This is a genomic window from Lysinibacillus cavernae (genome assembly GCF_009724685.1).
GTDB lineage: Bacteria > Bacillota > Bacilli > Bacillales_A > Planococcaceae > Lysinibacillus > Lysinibacillus cavernae.
Map to the genome: position 1 here is coordinate 142,874 of NZ_WMEF01000010.1, position 16,453 is coordinate 159,326.

Annotated in this window: 19 protein-coding genes; 3 read left to right on the top strand and 16 right to left on the bottom strand. The window is 38.0% G+C overall.

Going from position 1 to position 16,453, the window contains the following annotated elements:
* Nucleotides 1–22: 22 nt before the first annotated feature.
* From GJU32_RS18080 to GJU32_RS18135, 12 genes are all read right to left on the bottom strand, one after another.
* Complete coding sequence (locus GJU32_RS18080) at nt 23–502, bottom strand: hypothetical protein (RefSeq protein ID WP_155593319.1); 480 nt, start codon at nt 500–502, stop codon at nt 23–25.
* Between the two features lie 73 nt (nt 503–575).
* Entirely contained in the window at nt 576–1,226 is a 651-nt protein-coding gene (locus GJU32_RS18085) for a hypothetical protein (RefSeq protein WP_155593320.1), read from the bottom strand.
* 11 nt (nt 1,227–1,237) lie between these two features.
* Entirely contained in the window at nt 1,238–1,696 is a 459-nt protein-coding gene (locus GJU32_RS18090; RefSeq protein ID WP_155593321.1) for a GNAT family N-acetyltransferase, read from the bottom strand.
* Between the two features lie 90 nt (nt 1,697–1,786).
* Complete coding sequence (locus tag GJU32_RS18095; protein WP_155593322.1) at nt 1,787–3,352, bottom strand: BCCT family transporter; 1,566 nt, start codon at nt 3,350–3,352, stop codon at nt 1,787–1,789.
* A gap of 113 nt (nt 3,353–3,465) precedes the next feature.
* Nucleotides 3,466–4,236, bottom strand: coding sequence for an alpha/beta hydrolase (locus GJU32_RS18100; protein ID WP_155593323.1), 771 nt, complete (start codon nt 4,234–4,236; stop codon nt 3,466–3,468).
* Nucleotides 4,233–5,015 (bottom strand): ABC transporter ATP-binding protein, encoded by a 783-nt coding sequence (locus GJU32_RS18105; protein WP_155593359.1) that lies wholly within the window; start codon nt 5,013–5,015, stop codon nt 4,233–4,235. Before GJU32_RS18105 ends, GJU32_RS18100 begins: the two co-directional genes overlap by 4 nt.
* Nucleotides 5,016–5,044: 29 nt before the next feature.
* Complete coding sequence (locus tag GJU32_RS18110) at nt 5,045–6,040, bottom strand: FecCD family ABC transporter permease (RefSeq protein ID WP_155593360.1); 996 nt, start codon at nt 6,038–6,040, stop codon at nt 5,045–5,047.
* Nucleotides 6,041–6,068: 28 nt separating this feature from the next.
* Nucleotides 6,069–7,076 carry a FecCD family ABC transporter permease gene (locus tag GJU32_RS18115; protein ID WP_155593324.1) on the bottom strand — a complete coding sequence of 336 codons (1,008 nt, stop codon included), beginning with the start codon at nt 7,074–7,076 and terminating at the stop codon, nt 6,069–6,071.
* 175 nt (nt 7,077–7,251) lie between these two features.
* A complete protein-coding gene (locus GJU32_RS18120) occupies nt 7,252–8,232 on the bottom strand; it encodes an ABC transporter substrate-binding protein (RefSeq protein ID WP_155593325.1) in 981 nt (326 codons plus the stop codon).
* A 203-nt stretch (nt 8,233–8,435) separates the two neighbouring features.
* The gene (locus GJU32_RS18125) at nt 8,436–9,266 is read right to left on the bottom strand and encodes a helix-turn-helix domain-containing protein (protein ID WP_155593326.1); all 831 of its coding nucleotides are present in this window, start codon (nt 9,264–9,266) and stop codon (nt 8,436–8,438) included.
* Nucleotides 9,267–9,276: 10 nt separating this feature from the next.
* On the bottom strand, nt 9,277–9,741 hold the full coding sequence (locus tag GJU32_RS18130; protein WP_155593327.1) for a DinB family protein: 465 nt from the start codon (nt 9,739–9,741) through the stop codon (nt 9,277–9,279).
* A gap of 21 nt (nt 9,742–9,762) precedes the next feature.
* Nucleotides 9,763–10,332 carry a nucleotidyltransferase family protein gene (locus GJU32_RS18135; RefSeq protein WP_155593328.1) on the bottom strand — a complete coding sequence of 190 codons (570 nt, stop codon included), beginning with the start codon at nt 10,330–10,332 and terminating at the stop codon, nt 9,763–9,765.
* Nucleotides 10,333–10,444: 112 nt separating this feature from the next.
* On the opposite strand from GJU32_RS18135, the gene GJU32_RS18140 reads away from it, so the two are divergent.
* Nucleotides 10,445–11,242: a sulfite exporter TauE/SafE family protein gene (locus GJU32_RS18140; protein WP_155593329.1), complete on the top strand. Its 798-nt coding sequence runs from the start codon at nt 10,445–10,447 to the stop codon at nt 11,240–11,242.
* Here the strand turns inward: GJU32_RS18140 and GJU32_RS18145 are convergent.
* Nucleotides 11,236–11,601: a YybH family protein gene (locus GJU32_RS18145; protein ID WP_155593330.1), complete on the bottom strand. Its 366-nt coding sequence runs from the start codon at nt 11,599–11,601 to the stop codon at nt 11,236–11,238. The two genes, GJU32_RS18140 and GJU32_RS18145, sit on opposite strands and share 7 nt — an antisense overlap.
* A 145-nt stretch (nt 11,602–11,746) precedes the next feature.
* On the opposite strand from GJU32_RS18145, the gene GJU32_RS18150 reads away from it, so the two are divergent.
* Nucleotides 11,747–12,232 carry an SRPBCC family protein gene (locus tag GJU32_RS18150; protein ID WP_155593331.1) on the top strand — a complete coding sequence of 162 codons (486 nt, stop codon included), beginning with the start codon at nt 11,747–11,749 and terminating at the stop codon, nt 12,230–12,232.
* A gap of 46 nt (nt 12,233–12,278) precedes the next feature.
* On the opposite strand, the gene GJU32_RS18155 is transcribed toward GJU32_RS18150, so the two are convergent.
* The 3 genes from GJU32_RS18155 to GJU32_RS18165 form a co-directional block, all read right to left on the bottom strand.
* Nucleotides 12,279–13,031, bottom strand: coding sequence for a hypothetical protein (locus tag GJU32_RS18155; protein WP_155593332.1), 753 nt, complete (start codon nt 13,029–13,031; stop codon nt 12,279–12,281).
* A gap of 68 nt (nt 13,032–13,099) precedes the next feature.
* Nucleotides 13,100–14,731: a ribosomal protection-like ABC-F family protein gene (gene abc-f, locus GJU32_RS18160; RefSeq protein WP_155593333.1), complete on the bottom strand. Its 1,632-nt coding sequence runs from the start codon at nt 14,729–14,731 to the stop codon at nt 13,100–13,102.
* 379 nt (nt 14,732–15,110) lie between these two features.
* Nucleotides 15,111–15,473, bottom strand: a complete 363-nt coding sequence (locus GJU32_RS18165) for a hypothetical protein (RefSeq protein ID WP_155593334.1) — start codon at nt 15,471–15,473, stop codon at nt 15,111–15,113.
* Nucleotides 15,474–15,580: 107 nt separating this feature from the next.
* Here GJU32_RS18165 and GJU32_RS18170 point away from each other — a divergent pair, with 107 nt between their 5' ends.
* Nucleotides 15,581–16,435 carry an endo alpha-1,4 polygalactosaminidase gene (locus tag GJU32_RS18170; protein WP_155593335.1) on the top strand — a complete coding sequence of 285 codons (855 nt, stop codon included), beginning with the start codon at nt 15,581–15,583 and terminating at the stop codon, nt 16,433–16,435.
* Nucleotides 16,436–16,453 lie beyond the last annotated feature (18 nt).

Genomic DNA, 16,453 nt, shown 5'->3' on the forward strand with positions numbered 1-16,453 from the left:
TCTTACAATACAAAGGTCAATTTTATTCATGAATGTCATATATCAACGTATCGAAGTATGTACCATTCGTATACAGTAAAATAGCCCATTCCCCTGGTTTTGGAATTTTTACATGCGAGGGGGTATGTGCATCTGCTCCATTAACAGGTCCACCTAGCCCGATGTTCCAACCATCCACTAAAATCGGTTGTACAACTTTAGAATCTTTATGATAGCCCACAATCGTTAGCTCTGTCTCACGAATTTCTTCAATCCCCCAAAGATGCCACATCCATTTTTGCGTACTTAAACTTGGCATATTAGCACCAATGACCCCTGACTTATTGACGTTACCAATAATGCCTCTATCACCGAATTCAACTGCTTTATGGTTCCAATCAATTGACGTCAAATCACTTTCTTGCACAAAATCAGGTAGATCCTCTGGCATTGTAACGTTCTCTTTATTTGTACAGCCCACTACGAATAATAGCAGTGCACATAAAAGTACAATTCGTTTCATACTATCCCCCCATTTCTCATGAAACGTTTGTTATGAATAATTTGTTACAGATAATTCCGATAATTTAAAAGAGCTATATTTCTATAGTTCTCATCACAACATCAGCTACTGTCCTTAATGGATGATGAATCGTTATAGCTGTTTGCTCTTCAAATTGTTGTGCCGCATCCACCATCGAGAGTTGAGCAACCGATACGTACCTATAATCATCTGATAAAGTATACAGAGTCCTTAAAATTGCATCATTATAGGCTTCCTTTTTCCCCTGCATAATGAGATCGAATGTATGCTCGATAACTTTTGCCACAACATTTACTGATATTCCTTGTTGCTTAGCATATTGCTGAAGTCTTGTCATCGTTCCTTCTACCGTCGCAGGATTGGTAAAAAGAATGGTTTGAGGCTGTTGTACGCTACATATGCTTGCAAAAAAAGGCTCATCAATTTTTAATATAGGGATTGAGAGGTTGAGCAAATCCTGCTCTTCTAACAAGGCAATGTAATTGGTGCACGTTATTAAAATGGCATCCACATCACAGCTAACTATCCATCCAATTTGCTCCCTGACTTTAAGTGCTAAACCATCTAGACCTTTTGCCACTTGATGTATCACACCTGGGTCCACAAAATGAATCAGTTCAATATCTTCATTACTTTTAAAAGCTTGCTCTATGTACTCTATATTGGAATGATGTGCATGCAAGCAGCCAAGTTTTTTCCTCAACTAAACTCCTCCTAATTTGAAAGCCTCTTTTCCATCGTCGCAATAGCCAGACTTTCCCCCATTTCTTCCTTCGTTACAACATAACCCAATGAGCGATATAACTCAATATTTCGTGGGACACTCATACGTACTTTACATTGACTGATTGTTTTTCCATTCGACAGTGCATATTGTTCAAGCTTCGCGATCAGTACTTTTGCTAAGCCTCGTCCCTGTCTTTCAGGAATAACTGATAATCTAAAAAAGTAGATCCCCTCTGAACTGAGCGTAAATCTTACCATGGCAACTGGCTGTTTCTCCATATAGCCAATAAAAGCCTGTTGTCCATTCTGCATTGCCTGTTCAATGGATTCCACTGTTTCACTTAATGCACTAGATGGAGGAGTTGCTTGTTCATACTCTCTAAATGCCTGTAGCATTACCCTATGTATGACTGGTGCATCCTTGATTTCTGCTATAAATAGTTCCATTACTAAACACCCCCTAAATGTATTAATATTAATTATATTTTATATTAATACATCAAAAAACCGTATTCAATCATACGGTTTCTTTGTGTTTTAATTTTTTTCTTTAGATTTTTCTTCCTTTTCAATATGCTTTCTCGCTATTTTCAAACGTTGAATATCCTTTTTCTTAAGAGGAATAATCTCATTCTTCATCATTTTAATGTAGGAAATCATTAATAACAGCAAAATCACAGTAAATGGTAAAGCGGCAATTAAAGAAGCTGTTTGCAGTGCTTCAAGCCCTCCGGTATACAATAAAACACCTGAGATAGCAGCCATTAAAATTCCCCATACTAGCTTCGAAAATACGGACGGATTTAATGAACCTTTTGTCGTCATACTCGCCATAATAAAAGTGGCAGAATCTGCAGAGGTAATTAAAAATATAACGATTAGCAGTAGTCCAATAACAGAGGCAATTGTTGAAAGGGGCAAGTGCTCTAACATTTGAAATAAGGCCACTGTGACATCGCTATGAACCGTTTGAGCAATTTGTGCATCTTGATGTAAATCAAACCACATCGCGGTTCCACCAAAAGTGGCAATCCAAAAGCAGGCAATAAGGGGTGGTATAATTAATACCCCTATTATGAATTCTCGAATAGTCCTTCCTTTCGATACACGTGCAATAAAGGAGCCAACAAAGGGTGACCACGCTATTGCCCATGCCCAGTAAAAGATGGTCCAATCTTTTACCCAAGTCCCACCTACGTAGGGCTGCATTCTTAAACTATATTGAATAAAGTTTGAAATATAATCACCTATCGCAAGTGTAAAGGTTTCGAGAATAAATACTGTTGGACCTGTTATAAAAACAAATAAAAGCAAGATAATCGCTAAGGTCATATTGACATTACTTAAGATTTTCATTCCCCTTTGCAGACCTGTAGTTGCCGATAACATATAGCCAATAAACATTATGACAATAATGGCTACTTGTAAGAGAAATGTATCAGGTAAACCAAAAACGAAAGTCAGACCTCCGTTAGTTTGTAATACGCCAAGCCCAATAGATGTCGCTACCCCCATAACAGTAGCAATAACAGCTAGAATATCAATCGTTCCTTTAACTAGTCGATTTGTTCCCGTGACAGGCTCTAAAGCGGTAGAGATGAGCATATTCCTTTTTTTATTAAATTGTACATAAGCCATAACAAGCCCCAATATTGCATAAACAGACCACTGACTTAATCCCCAATGAAAGAATGCATAACCCATCGCTAATCTAGCTGCATCTGTTGATAGCGGCTCTGTGTCACTAAAGGGCGGTGAAAAGTAATGACTCATAGGTTCAGCCACTCCCCAAAAGACCAATCCAACACCAAGTCCAGCAGAAAAAAGCATAGAAATCCATGTTAGAAAACTAAATTCGGGACGACCCTCTTCTGATCCCAAGCGAATGGTGCCATACTTGCTTATCGCCAAGCCAAGTAGAAAAAGAACGATAATAAAGACTGCCATTAAATAAAACCAACCAAAATAATCCGTTGTCATATGAAATACGCTGTTTGCTACATTCTTAAATTGTTCCGGTATTATTGCTCCAATAATGACCAAGAGTAAAATTGCCCCACTAGCAATAATAAATACTGGGTTTTTCAAATTTTTATTTTGCATACAGCGCCTCCATTTATCCCAGACAGATGACCAAATTTCCTTTATTATGCGTACAATTCAAGTATTTTATTATTAAAAAAACCACATTATCAAAAGATAATGCGGTCACCCTATTATTGTGATTTATGCATAAAGCGTATCGCTCTACTCATAACTGTTGGTACGATAGAAGCATGATTTTCGTCTAAAGCCTCATAAAAGTCAACAGTCATTATTTTTTCTAACACAGTCGCCATTTGTCGTGCATCATCAACCATAAAGGTTTCAAGTTCACCTGCGCTCATAAACAATGTTTCCTTTATATCCTGATGCTCGTTTAAAAATACTGAAGCACATTGCACTAACTCATGCTCGTTCCACCAGATGGAAGGGCTAATTGCTAGATAGCGTTGAAAGCTAGGTTGACGGTGAAATAGTTGCCAAAGCGTAAAGTATCCTCCTAGAGAATGGCCAAATAAAGCTTGCTGCTCTTTATTTACTGGATAATGAGTTTCAATAGTTGGCTTTAGCTCTTCCTCTATAAATCGACTAAAGTTTACTGCTCCACCAAGCTTTTCATGACCCTTGCCTTTAAATCTTGCAGGATAAATATATGTCTCGGCTGGCGCTGTAAAATCATAGAAACGTCTTTCACGCATATCATCGCCATGCCCAATACCAACGACAATGGATGGCAGAATACCCGTTTTTGGTGCGTTGCGACTTTGTAGACGTACTGCTTCCTTTACAAGATTAAAATAAGATGATCCATCTAGTACATACAAAACAGGAAAGCCTTCCTCTGGTGCTTCCTCATGTGGTACATAGATGTTAATCGTGTACGTATAATCTGTCAATTTTGAAGTCACTTGTTTCGTAGCATAGTCTATTACTGCTTTAGTCATTTGATATCCTCCTTCAAAACGTCATAGCCGTAGCATACAGGTGTATTCGTTACGGGATCTTCCATAATACGAGCATCGATGTTAAATACTTTACGCATCACGTCTGCACTTAATATTTCCTGAGGTGTTCCCGTTTGCATAATAACACCCTTACGCATCGCAATAAGTTGATCCGAATATCTAGCAGCGTGGTTAATATCATGTAGAACCATCACAATTGTACAGTTGTGCTGTTCATTTAAGCTTTTGACAATATCCAAGACTTCTAACTGGTGTGCCATATCTAAATACGTCGTAGGTTCGTCCAACAACAAAATATTTGTTTCCTGTGCTAAAGCCATAGCTAGCCAAACACGCTGACGCTGCCCTCCTGAAAGCTGCCCAAGCTCTCGATTCCGATACTCCATCGTATTCGTGACCGTTAATGCCCACTCAATCATTTCCTCATCCTTGTTTGTTAAACGATTGACATTGTTTCGGTGTGGATAACGACCATAGGCTATTAACTCCTCCACTTTTAATTGACCTGGAGCAACAGGTGTTTGAGATAATATCGCTAGTTTTTTTGCAATATCTTTTGTCGATAAATTTTGCATGTTTTGCTCCTGCAAATAAACCGTGCCTTGTTGCTTTTTTAAAATACGCCCTATCGTTTTAAGGAGGGTTGATTTACCACAACCATTCGGACCAATGATTGTTGTCACTTTGCCCTCCTCTATCGTTAAATTTAACCCTTCAAAGACAGCAACCTGCTCATAACCAGACGCCAAGTTTTCCATTCTAAATGCAGTTTGCACACCATTTCCTCCTATGCCTTAGATTTCACAAGTAAATACAAGAAATACGGGATTCCAATAATTGAAACAACAATCCCCACAGCCAGTTCCGATGGGGCAAATACGGTTTTGCCGATAAAATCAGCTAAGATGAGCAAGGCTGCACCAATCAGTGCACTTACTGGCATGACGTAGCGGTGCTGTATACCGACAAGTTGCTTCGCAATATGTGGTGCCATTAAACCGATGAAACCAATACTCCCTGATACAGATACACAGGCACTAACAAGACCAACACTGGCTAATAATAGCTTCATTTTCTCCTTTTCAACAGCGATTCCTAAGCTCGTAATGCTATCCTCTTCAAGCTGAAAATAATCGAGTAAATATGATTTTCTATGCACATAAATCCCTAAGAACAAGAGCCAAGGTAACATCGTAAGTGCAAAAATCCAATTCGCATTATAAATAGAACCCGCCATCCAAATGGCTGCTGATTCAAAATCCTGCGCACTCATTTTTAAGGATAAAAACAAGGACAAAGCGCCAAATCCACTATTAATTGCAATCCCTGTTAAGATTAATCGCTGCATATCGAGATGACCATTTTTCAAGGCAAATGAAAAAATTAATACAGCAGCAATCGTTCCACCTATAAAACCGAACAATGGCATCATTAAAATAGACAACCAGCTGCTCATATCCGCACTCACTAGTTTTAATTGAAAGAAGAACATAAATATTACGACCGCTGCACCAGCCCCAGCATTGATCCCTAAAATACCTGGGTCTGCTAGTCCATTGCGTGTAATACCTTGTAATACAACACCAGCCATACCTAAGCCAATCCCAACGAGTCCAGCAATGACAATTCGTGGTAAGCGAAATTCAAATATGACAAGATCAAACTTTGAATTTGGCTCAATACGCAACAATGTTTTGATGACATCCATCACAGACATATCGAACACACCATTTGTAATATGTAAATAGCTCGCAACGAAAATCACTAAAATAAGCATCGACATGGTTAAAAAGAATACACCTGAGGTTTTTTTACGCACGTTTTTCACCTCCGTGCTTTCGAACTAAGTATAAGAAGAACGGTACACCAACCAATGCTGTTAAGACCCCAATTGGCGTTTCAAATGGATAATTGACAAATCGGCTAAGTACATCACAAAGTGCTAAGAAAAAGGCACCGATGACAGCTGCACAAGGAATGATATAGCGATAATCGACACCCACTAGGAAGCGCGTAATATGCGGTATGACCAAACCAACAAAGGCGATCTTTCCAACGAGGGCAACTGCTGTCCCCGTCAAGCATACTACTGCTAGCATACTAATAATCCGCACTGCTTTTGTTTTCTGTCCTAAGCCCATTGCAATATCTTCACCTAGCGAAGTAATGGTAATGGCCTTTGCTGATAATAAAGCCAAGACTAACCCTGTTAAACCAAACGGAATAGAAAGGATGAGCATATCCATATCTACCATATGTACCTTCGTGTTATACCAAGCACTTACTGTTTGCGATACTTGGAAATACATTGCAATCGCTGTAGCAATACTACTTAAAAATGTACCAATGACCGTTCCAATAATGGCTAGCCTTACTGGTGATAAGCCATTGCGAATTAATGAACCAAAACCAAAGACAATGCCTGCTCCTAATGCAGAGCCTAGCATCGATAATAAAATCATCTGATAGTTTGGAAGACCTGGAAAAAAGACGATGGCTAATGTTATGACAAATGCAGAGCCATCGTTGACACCCATTAATGAAGGGGAGGCTAAATAATTCCGTGTAATCCCCTGCATTATTGCTCCGGCTACTGCTAAAAATGCTCCAACTAGCAATACTGCGGCTATTCTAGGAATACGGCCTGTCCGTACGATTTGATGATCAACATTAGAAGGATCGAATTCTGTCATCGCCTGCCACACTGTGATTGCACTAATATCTTTTGTTCCATACATAACGGAAACAAGTGCCACAATGGCAATAAGGAAAGGAGATACCGCTAATATTGAAAATGACACTATGTTTGTTTTTTTCAACTTTCACACCTTTTTCTTTATCAATTTCGCAGCACACAATGTCGATCACTCAGTTGTTTTATACCCCTTGGAAAACAACCACATTCAAACCTCTGCTGAATGAAAAATACGATATCTTACAAAAGGCTGGTAATAGCCCGGTGATATCACCAAATCTACTACCAGCCTGTTCATACTATTTAAGTAAATTTTCAGCTGCGGCATCTAAGAATTTCACCTTAGACCAAGCAGTACCACCTTGTGCTAATGGTTCAATTGTGTTAACGAAAATTTGATTATTTTGTGATGCCTTTAAGCTCGTGAAAATTGGATTCTTTTGTAGGTCTTCTAAAGCTTTTGGAGTATCCTTATTCTCTGAATCCTCGAATTGTAAGAAAATCGCATCTGGATTTACTTGAGCTAATGTTTCAAGTGATAATTCAGCTTGTGCTTTAGCTGTTGTTACCACTTCTGGAACTGGTGCTCCTAAATCTTCATATAGTACAGGATTTAAATAAACACCTGCTGGATAGATGTACATCACACCACCACGAACACGGATGATTAACACTTGCTTATCTGCTAATTGCTCTTTAGATTTCACTTGTGCATCAGCCACTTTTGCTTCATAGTCAGAGATAATTTTCTTAGCATCATCTTCTTTACCAGCAAGCTGTGCTAGCAATGTTAGATTTTCCTTCCAGTTTGTTGAGATATGTGAGTATGGAATCATTGTTTGAATTTTATTAAGCTTTTCAGCCGTTTCTTCAGGGAATTTTGAAGTACCCACGATTACATCCGGATCAAGATTAAGAATGGCTTCGGCATTTGGCTCCATTTTATTACCTACAAGTGTAGCACCTTCAAAATCAGATGCTAGATAAGCAGGGACCTTACCACCAACTTCAAGTACACCTACTGGTTTAATACCAAGCATTGCAGCATCTTCCATTGATTCTAGACTTGCAGCAACAATATTGTTCACTTCTGCTGGAATCTCGTATTTCTCACCTAAGTACGTAATTGTCTGTGTTGTAGCTTGCTCTGTCTGTGATTCTGTTGCACTTGTCTCTGCTGTATTATTTGTAGACGTAGACTCTTCTGCCTTATCAGTCCCACATGCAGCCAGTGATAATGCTAAAAGTGCAGGAGCACACATTTTAAAATATTTATTCATAGATATTCTCCCCTAACGAGCTCATATTGATAATGATAATCGTTTTCATATGTATGTCAATACACAATTGATACTCATTATCATTTACGGATATTATCCTAACAAAGAGAAAAAGGATTGTGAATGGACGATTTCGAAAATGACATGGATTTTTGCCGATTTAATCAATAAAAAACTGTTTCTTTTTTATAAGAAACAGCTTTCTATCCGTATTTAGCTTCCTCAATTTTTATCTTTCGATAGGCTGAAGGTGACAAACCCGTACATTTTTTAAATACTCTACTAAAATAAAAACAATCTACATATCCGACACATTCTGCTACTTCAGCTACAGGAATCACATCATATTCTAGTAAGTCCTTCGCACGACGTATACGGTATTCTGTTATATAAGTGCTCGGATTCATGCCCGTGTGCTGCTCAAATAAATAGGCAAAACGACGACGTTCAATTCCAAATTCCCTAGAAATATTTGACACAGAAATCTGCTCCGCATAGTGTTCATGAATATACTGTAATGTCTGTTCCATCAATTCATTAGCACTATCCAAAACCTTCATTTTTGCCGCTAAAAGAATATTTTCCAGCAAATTCATAAATAAGGTCTTAGACTTAAATATTGCCATGTTACCTGGAAAGGAATAGCTTTCTATTAATTGTTGAACATGGCTAATGATTTGCGTGTTAAAGCCTGTATTGATTGGAAAATGCTGCTCTGCTAGTGGAAAAAGAGCCGCTTCCTCTGTAGGTAGACTATAATGAACGACTGCATACTCCCAACCTTTGTGGCCAGTCACTTTAATTTCTATTGGCATTTGAGGTCCTGCATGGACAATCATTCCTGGCTCCATCACATAGGGCGTTCCATCAAAGCTAAATACGGCACTACCTGCAAGTGGCACAACTAATCCACACTTTTCTGGCGCTGTTGTTCTCCCTACATCCACTTCACCAGGCTCCATTCTTTTAGTAAAAACATCTGTGAATTTTACAGAAGCATGTGCAAAGTAATCAATTAAATATTTGATATCCATATGCTAACTCCTATACATGTATAACATGCTGAATTTGTGAAAAATGATGTGAATCATGATTGATTAATCCTACAAAATAGTCGACAATGGTCAGCTCTGACTGCCCAATTTTAAATGACTGCTGCCACTGATCATCTGTAAATGGCTGAATGGCCTGTAGTAATTGACTCCTTGTGGAAATAAAATCAGTGATTGTTTCATCCATAGATTGTTCACTACTTTTCTTAGCTGCCAGCGTATTCAAATGTGTTACATCTGGTCCTTTTGGTAGGCATTCCCCTGTAAAAAGAAAAGGAATACGATGATGTAACACAAATTCATCCCATGGAGGAAGATGGCCAATCACCTCTGCAACTGTCCACTTTCCAGGTTCGATAGGCATACGCCATTGATCCTCGGATATGCTCCTCAACTCGCTTATCCAATCAATTGATTTTTCATAATGCTTGATTACATAAGTTTTATCTTGTTGCAATGGAATCACCTCTTTCACGTCTTACTGAAGATTTATTTCTAACCTCGGCCAACTTAAATGCCACTGTTTGTGATGAATTCTTTGGCGATAAATCGCATAGTTATGCTTATTTTCGAGGAAAAATGGTGTTGGCTCTACAATGCCAGCTCCTAAATGTTTAATACCGTACGGTGCAGCAATTTCTAGTGAACCACTTGTTAATTTTACACCGATTGCAGTTGGTATTTCAGGAAAATGAGCGATTCCATCTAAAGCAGATTGATATGGCTTACTTTCATTTAGCACATGCATGCGTGCCTGATTTTTCACAGACCAAGGCTCGTTTGGAGATATCTTTCTTAGCTCGCGCTCGTAATGTTTCTCAATTTCTTCTGCTAAATTTGCTTTATCAAAATATATCACATCAATATCAGCAATTGGTGTTCTATCTTCTTTTTCATAAAGGTAATCCCATACCATAGAACGAATGACCCCTGCACATATCCACCAATCTGCGAGATGTAACGCTTCTACAGTTGCTAAAACGTTCATGAGCCAGTCATCTGATGCCAACAAATTTTTTAGTTCTTCCTCTGTTCGTAGTACTCTCACTCTTTAACCTCCTACTAATATAAAATATATTTATATATTTCCAAAAATAATATATTAGATTTATATATTATTTGCATTTACCCTAAAGCTATTAAAGTAAAGGGAGAAGCGAATGAAAAAATTATTTCTTTTGTTGTTTTTTGTACTATTTTGCTTAACTGGACTTTTATATATAAATATTTCTTTAACACTCGTATGTATTGGCGTGGTAGCAGCCTTTATCGGCACACTTGCAGGAGGAGGAGGACTGATTACACTTCCAGCCATGATGCTTGTCGGTATCCCTATTCAAACAAGTATTGCAACTAACAAATTTTCGACAGGCATTTCAGCTTTATCCAGTATTTTTTATCTGCTCTACCATAAGGAGCTACATTTTACATCCATTATAAAATATATAGCTATTGCTACTGGAGGAGGAATTTGTGGCGCACTTCTAACAGTGGCACTATCAGAACAAACGATGACCTACACAGCCTGTGTACTACTTATCTTGGCTTTAATCGTAACCTTGAAGCATAAAGAATGGACAGAAATTCCTGATCGAACACAACATAAAACTCATCATCTTTGGCAACCGTTTTTCATTGCCATGTATGATGGTGGCTTTGGACCCGGCTCTTCAACATTCAGTATTTTACATTATCTACGTTGTCATCACACTTATATACAGGCTGTACAGCTCACACGTGTACTCATCTTTGGAAGCTGTACAGGCGCATTTGCTATTTTTTATCAAAGCGGCTTTATTCAATGGCGTTATGCGATTGCTATGGCAATAGGCTCCATTATAGGTTCCCAGTTAGGTCTTCTAGTGCTGCCACACATTCCGTTTAAAGTAGCTAAAATACTACTAATTATTATTATTTCATTTTTGATTGTTCAAGTTGCATTAAAATTGTTTTATTGAGCACCACTCAAATGTTCATGAATTAGCTTCCATTCATCATTAACCAGTGTAAAGATATTCGTTGCTCTACCGCTACCTGATACAAATTTTTCGTTATGATAGCCTTCATAGTGATATGTATAAAGACAGGTAGCTGTTTTTTCATCAACTGTTAGCCATTTTACATCGGTAGCCGAATAGACTTCTTCTTTAATTACATGCCATGAATGGTTGAAGTACGCCTCAATTTCTTCTGTAGTAGTGCACGTTTTGTCGGAGAACCAATAAACCACTTGTGGATGCAAAATAGCCTTTACTTGATTAAAATCATGCGTATTTGTTGCTTGTATATAGCTTTCTAATGCTTGCTGATGTGTCATATCCATCTCTCCTTTTTAACAATATTATCCTAAAGTTAACTTTTTAGAAATTGCTATTTTCAGATGGCTTTCTGCTTTCACAGTTCATACAGAACACCTATAATGATGTCAAAACCCTAAAGACGAAGAAATTAGGAGGATGCTAATGTTAGCTACTATTGAAAAACAATCCAATCACCATGTTGTAAAGTTCAAACGACCGCTACCCTATTCAGTAGACGCTGTTTGGGCAGTAATCACTAAAAATGAAAACCTACAAAAATGGATGAGTAATCTAGAAATTATTGATCTTCGTAAGAATGGTAAAATGCATTTTAATATGAACGATGGAACAGATGCCTATGAGGAAATAGCCATAACGGATTATGCTGAAAAACAAGTACTGGCATTTGATTGGGGTACAGATACAGTGAGATTTGAACTGTCCTCTACTGAGGATGGCTCATTATTACTATTAGTGGAGACCCTTCAAGAGCTAACGGACCACACACCGAAAGATATAGCAGGATGGCACATATGTCTTGATCTATTAGCTGATTTATTGAGTGGCGTTGAACATCAAAGTTTCCCAATGGAGGATTGGCAACAACGATTTAGTGAATACAAAAATCTGGTGGAAACTGTAAAGTAAAATACTATAAAAAAATCCTAGAGCATCGTGCGCTCTAGGATTGCTATTATTGATAAAATGCTGTGGCTACTTCTAGTGCTTTTAAAGGATCTTTTATCGAATCGAGTGTGTAGACAAGCTTTTCATCCTGCCAAACAACTAAATTGCCTGATTGATAAGCATCTAACTGAGCCATACCGTATTGTTTAGGGATTGGTAGCATATGACTTTCTAAATATTCTACAGCCTGCTTTGCAAGCTTTACACCTGCCTCAGGATTGTCAGTCCGTGTATGCGTGGCGATTGCCCATCGTCCTTCATTCCAACCAGTCCATAACGAGCCAGCACCGGCATCTTGATAACCTTTTATATGGTAACCAAGATCAACTTCTTGCCCACCATTTTGGCTAAAATTATCAAACGCTATTTGTGTACTAGCACCTTCAGCACTTTTATATTGCTTAACTATCAATCTTCCGATAACAGCCGCTGATTTCTTTAATCGAATATCATTAATTGGCATATTCTCTTTGCTTTCATAAAAGATAATTTCAACCTGATCTCCTTTAGACCTTGTAGTAGCTGTTAAAAAAGCATCTCGTGCAACCGGTAAAGTCGTTGGCATTTTAATAGGTAAATCAGAATGTAGCTGATCCTCTATTCGTTGAAGAGTTTCAGTTGTTACACTATTTTCGTTATTAGATTGCGCTACAGGTACATGGTTCTGGTCTTCATTTGTCTGATGATTTTTTTCATGATCAGCACAGGCACTTATGATACTAATACTAAATAATAAAGAGAGAACTACCCTTCTTTTCATTGTGTTAACCTCCATAAAGATGATTCTCTCCGTATTTTCCCCTGGTAAAGGTTAACTTAAACGTTTACCTATTTCAGCTCATTGATTCGCTTCGTCAGCTCGTTAAACTTTTCGTCAAGCATCACGTAGTCCTTATCCTTCGCTGTAAGAAAACTTAGCTTACCTAGTATCTCTTGCCTTTCTGTTTCAAGCTTTAAACGAAGAGCCACTGTATCATCCACTTGCTTCGGAGCATCGTTTCTCCATTTTTTCTCTATTTGCTGATTGTGAAGCGCCCAAACACTATCCGTTACTTTTTCTAGAAAGTATCGATCATGTGAAACTACAAGTAATGTCCCATTATATTGTGCAAGCGTACGCTCTAACTGCTCACGAGAAGGTAGATCAAGATGATTCGTTGGCTCATCTAAAATAAGTACATTTTTATCCTCTAAAATATACGCCATCAGTTTACACTTCACACGCTCCCCCATACTCATCTTTCCTATAACAGATGTCCAATGCGTTGAAGTAAACCCTAGATTCTTCATCAGATTGCGAACTTTGCCCCGTTCTTCAAATGTTTCTTGATAAAAATACTGCTCTGGTGTCTGATCAAGTGGTAAATCAAATACTTCCTGTGTCAAATAGCCAATATTTGCAGCAGGGGATAACCATACTTCACCCTCCGCTTGTATTTGACCTAAAATAACTTTTAGAAAACTTGTTTTTCCACTACCATTTTTTCCAGTAATGGCGATTTTTTGTCCAAATTGAGCAGTGATGTTGACATCTTTAAATAACGAGCGATCACCAAAATATAAGGATAAATGCTTGGTCTCCAATAAGCGCTTACCGACACGCTGATTAGTTCCTAAAGCAAAACGAATTTCTGCTTCAGGCTCCACCGCTTCAACTCTTGCCTTCGTAAGCTCTGCCTCTAATCGTTTTTTCTTTGATTTCACCTGCGAGTCTAGACGCTTTGCTTTCACACGATGATATTCCTTAAAGCCTTCTATTTTTGTGGACTGCGCATGACCTTTTTGCGACCATGACGTCAGCTCTTGCATTTGAGCCTCAATCCGCTCAATGTTTTTTTGCTGCTTTTCATAGGCCCGTTGTTGCGTTAATCTTCGATGCTCTCTTTCGGCCATATAGCTTGTATAATTGCCGTAATGTTCAGTGAGGCTCTTGTCCTCAATAGACCAGATTTTTGTGGTGATCTTATCTAAAAAGTAGCGGTCATGTGAGACAACAATGATTGTCCCCTTATAGTTTTGTACTTGTTTCATTAAGAAAGCAGTACTTTGTTCATCTAAATGATTTGTTGGTTCATCAAGCAATAGAATTGGTGCATTTTGTGAAAAGCCTTCTGCCAGGCGCATTTTCAGTTTTTCCCCACCACTTAACGCTGCAAATGACACATGTGGCACCTGCCATTTAGCCAGCAAATCAGCTTCTCTTGCCGATACTTCTAGTTTGTCAAAATGGGCTAGCTCCTGCTCAACAAATGCAATTTTTACAGCTTGCAACCTTTGTATTGCTCCTGCAGTTGGCAATAACGTACCTTGTATTAACTGCAACAATGTCGATTTCCCAGCTCCGTTTCTACCAATAATACCAATGACTTCACCTTGTTTCACTGTGCCTGTCACATGTTCAAATAGTACAGTTTCCTTTATTTCATAACGTACATCCTGTAATTTTAAAAGTTCCTTCATACCATCCATCCTCTCCAGTTGGAGGGACAAAAAAGTCCCTCCAAATATTTTGGAAGGATTAGTCGCTACAATATCATACACAAATAAGCTTTTGAAAAAGCAATATTTGTTACTCCAATACTTAAATACCATGCTTTTCAATTAGAATGAAAACAAGTTTTGGAGTAGCTTTATATCTGGCATATCATGACCGATACAAGCAATAATTATGGGAAATGGGCAGACTAATCCTATTTTTGTTGTTCTTGAAATATAAAATTTCATGTGCAAAAAATAAGATTAGTTATTCATCAGCCACCCATCTTCCCTTCATCTTTAGTTACTGTCATTGTACCACCAAATTTTGCAAAATAAAACGCTCTTTACTCTTTATATAGGTTTATCTAAAACATTCATAGGAGCGAATTTGATTTCTAGAAATGGTACGGAAATACCAGCCATATCTTCGACTCCAGCGGAAGCCTGCGATTATTTCCCTTCCTACAGCTGTTGGGAAAAACCAAAAACTCCTACCACTATTCATCCAAATATACGTATTTCTAAACAAACAAGAACGTATACCACTTGATCCTACTCGCCAAGAAGGTATTGGCGGTGAAAAGCCTGGTGGTGTGCTCATCGGCATTTGTCCTGCTGGAGGTGGTCCGAAATTAGATGGGCCAAATGACGTTGTTTCAAAATCATCATAACCTCCCCAGCCAGGTCTTCTAAAATTATCTTCTCTAAATGGATTATTATACACACAAGCCCTCCTTTTACATTATTCAATATATGTAAAAGGGCGATTAACCGTTGAGCCATTGCCTATTAATGTATAATGAAAGGGATATTTTTCAAAAAGGAGTGCTTATGAAAAAATTACTTTTACTCATTACAGCCGTTCTTATAGCAGTAGGTATTTGGTGTCTAACTCAAAATTCAGCTTCCTCTTCAACTACTATTCAAACAAAACTTGATGATGTGAAGAATTTCAAATACTACTTAGATAAAGGCAATGATGCCATTGGCAAGGAAATGACTAAGTTAGATTTAGTGATTGTTGAACCCATTGAAATGCAGCAAAAATATATCGATAATGCTCAAAAAAGCGATACTTTGATATATGGCTATATTAATGCGATGGAGACAGATAAATGGAATACAGCTCTATATCAGCAATTAAAGGAAGATGACTTTTATCGAAACAAGCAAGGCGAGAAAATGTATTTCGCTGAATGGGATTCTTATTTAATGGATATGACTTCTACGCACTATCAAGACCTATTACTAGCGGAAATACAGAAGCAAATTGTTCAAAAAGGCTTAGATGGTGTATTTTTAGATACGGTTGGTAATATTAATTCTTATCTACCTGAAGATGAACAGAAATGGCAAAATGAAGCCATGCTATCTTTGATCCAAGAAATCAAAAAACGTAATCCTGATTTATCTGTTGCTCAAAATTGGGGATTTCAAACATTAGCTGATTATACCGCACCCTATGTCGACTTTATTATGTGGGAAGACTTCTCTTATCCTGTGGTAGGCAAAGATAAATGGTCACTCGATATGATGCAAAAACTTGTACAAATCCGAGACAAATTTGGTACACAGGTGATGACAATTGGTTTTGAAGATGAATCAAAAAGTCGTGCCTTAGCTGAAAAATATCAGTTTAAATTCTTTTATAGCCCTGCTGGTTCATACTATAACAGCTGGCAATAGTATAAGATAACCTCCGAA

Bases quoted from the DNA above. Each gene is read 5' to 3' on its own strand.
- GJU32_RS18080 (WP_155593319.1), bottom strand. From the start codon at position 502: ATGAAACGAATTGTACTTTTATGTGCACTGCTATTATTCGTAGTGGGC.
- GJU32_RS18090 (WP_155593321.1), bottom strand. From the start codon at position 1,696: ATGGAACTATTTATAGCAGAAATCAAGGATGCACCAGTCATACATAGG.
- GJU32_RS18095 (WP_155593322.1), bottom strand. From the start codon at position 3,352: ATGCAAAATAAAAATTTGAAAAACCCAGTATTTATTATTGCTAGTGGG.
- GJU32_RS18100 (WP_155593323.1), bottom strand. From the start codon at position 4,236: ATGACTAAAGCAGTAATAGACTATGCTACGAAACAAGTGACTTCAAAA.
- GJU32_RS18105 (WP_155593359.1), bottom strand. From the start codon at position 5,015: ATGGAAAACTTGGCGTCTGGTTATGAGCAGGTTGCTGTCTTTGAAGGG.
- GJU32_RS18110 (WP_155593360.1), bottom strand. From the start codon at position 6,040: ATGTCGATGCTTATTTTAGTGATTTTCGTTGCGAGCTATTTACATATT.
- GJU32_RS18120 (WP_155593325.1), bottom strand. From the start codon at position 8,232: ATGAATAAATATTTTAAAATGTGTGCTCCTGCACTTTTAGCATTATCA.
- GJU32_RS18125 (WP_155593326.1), bottom strand. From the start codon at position 9,266: ATGGATATCAAATATTTAATTGATTACTTTGCACATGCTTCTGTAAAA.
- GJU32_RS18140 (WP_155593329.1), top strand. From the start codon at position 10,445: ATGAAAAAATTATTTCTTTTGTTGTTTTTTGTACTATTTTGCTTAACT.
- GJU32_RS18145 (WP_155593330.1), bottom strand. From the start codon at position 11,601: ATGACACATCAGCAAGCATTAGAAAGCTATATACAAGCAACAAATACG.
- GJU32_RS18150 (WP_155593331.1), top strand. From the start codon at position 11,747: ATGTTAGCTACTATTGAAAAACAATCCAATCACCATGTTGTAAAGTTC.
- GJU32_RS18155 (WP_155593332.1), bottom strand. From the start codon at position 13,031: ATGAAAAGAAGGGTAGTTCTCTCTTTATTATTTAGTATTAGTATCATA.
- abc-f (WP_155593333.1), bottom strand. From the start codon at position 14,731: ATGAAGGAACTTTTAAAATTACAGGATGTACGTTATGAAATAAAGGAA.
- GJU32_RS18170 (WP_155593335.1), top strand. From the start codon at position 15,581: ATGAAAAAATTACTTTTACTCATTACAGCCGTTCTTATAGCAGTAGGT.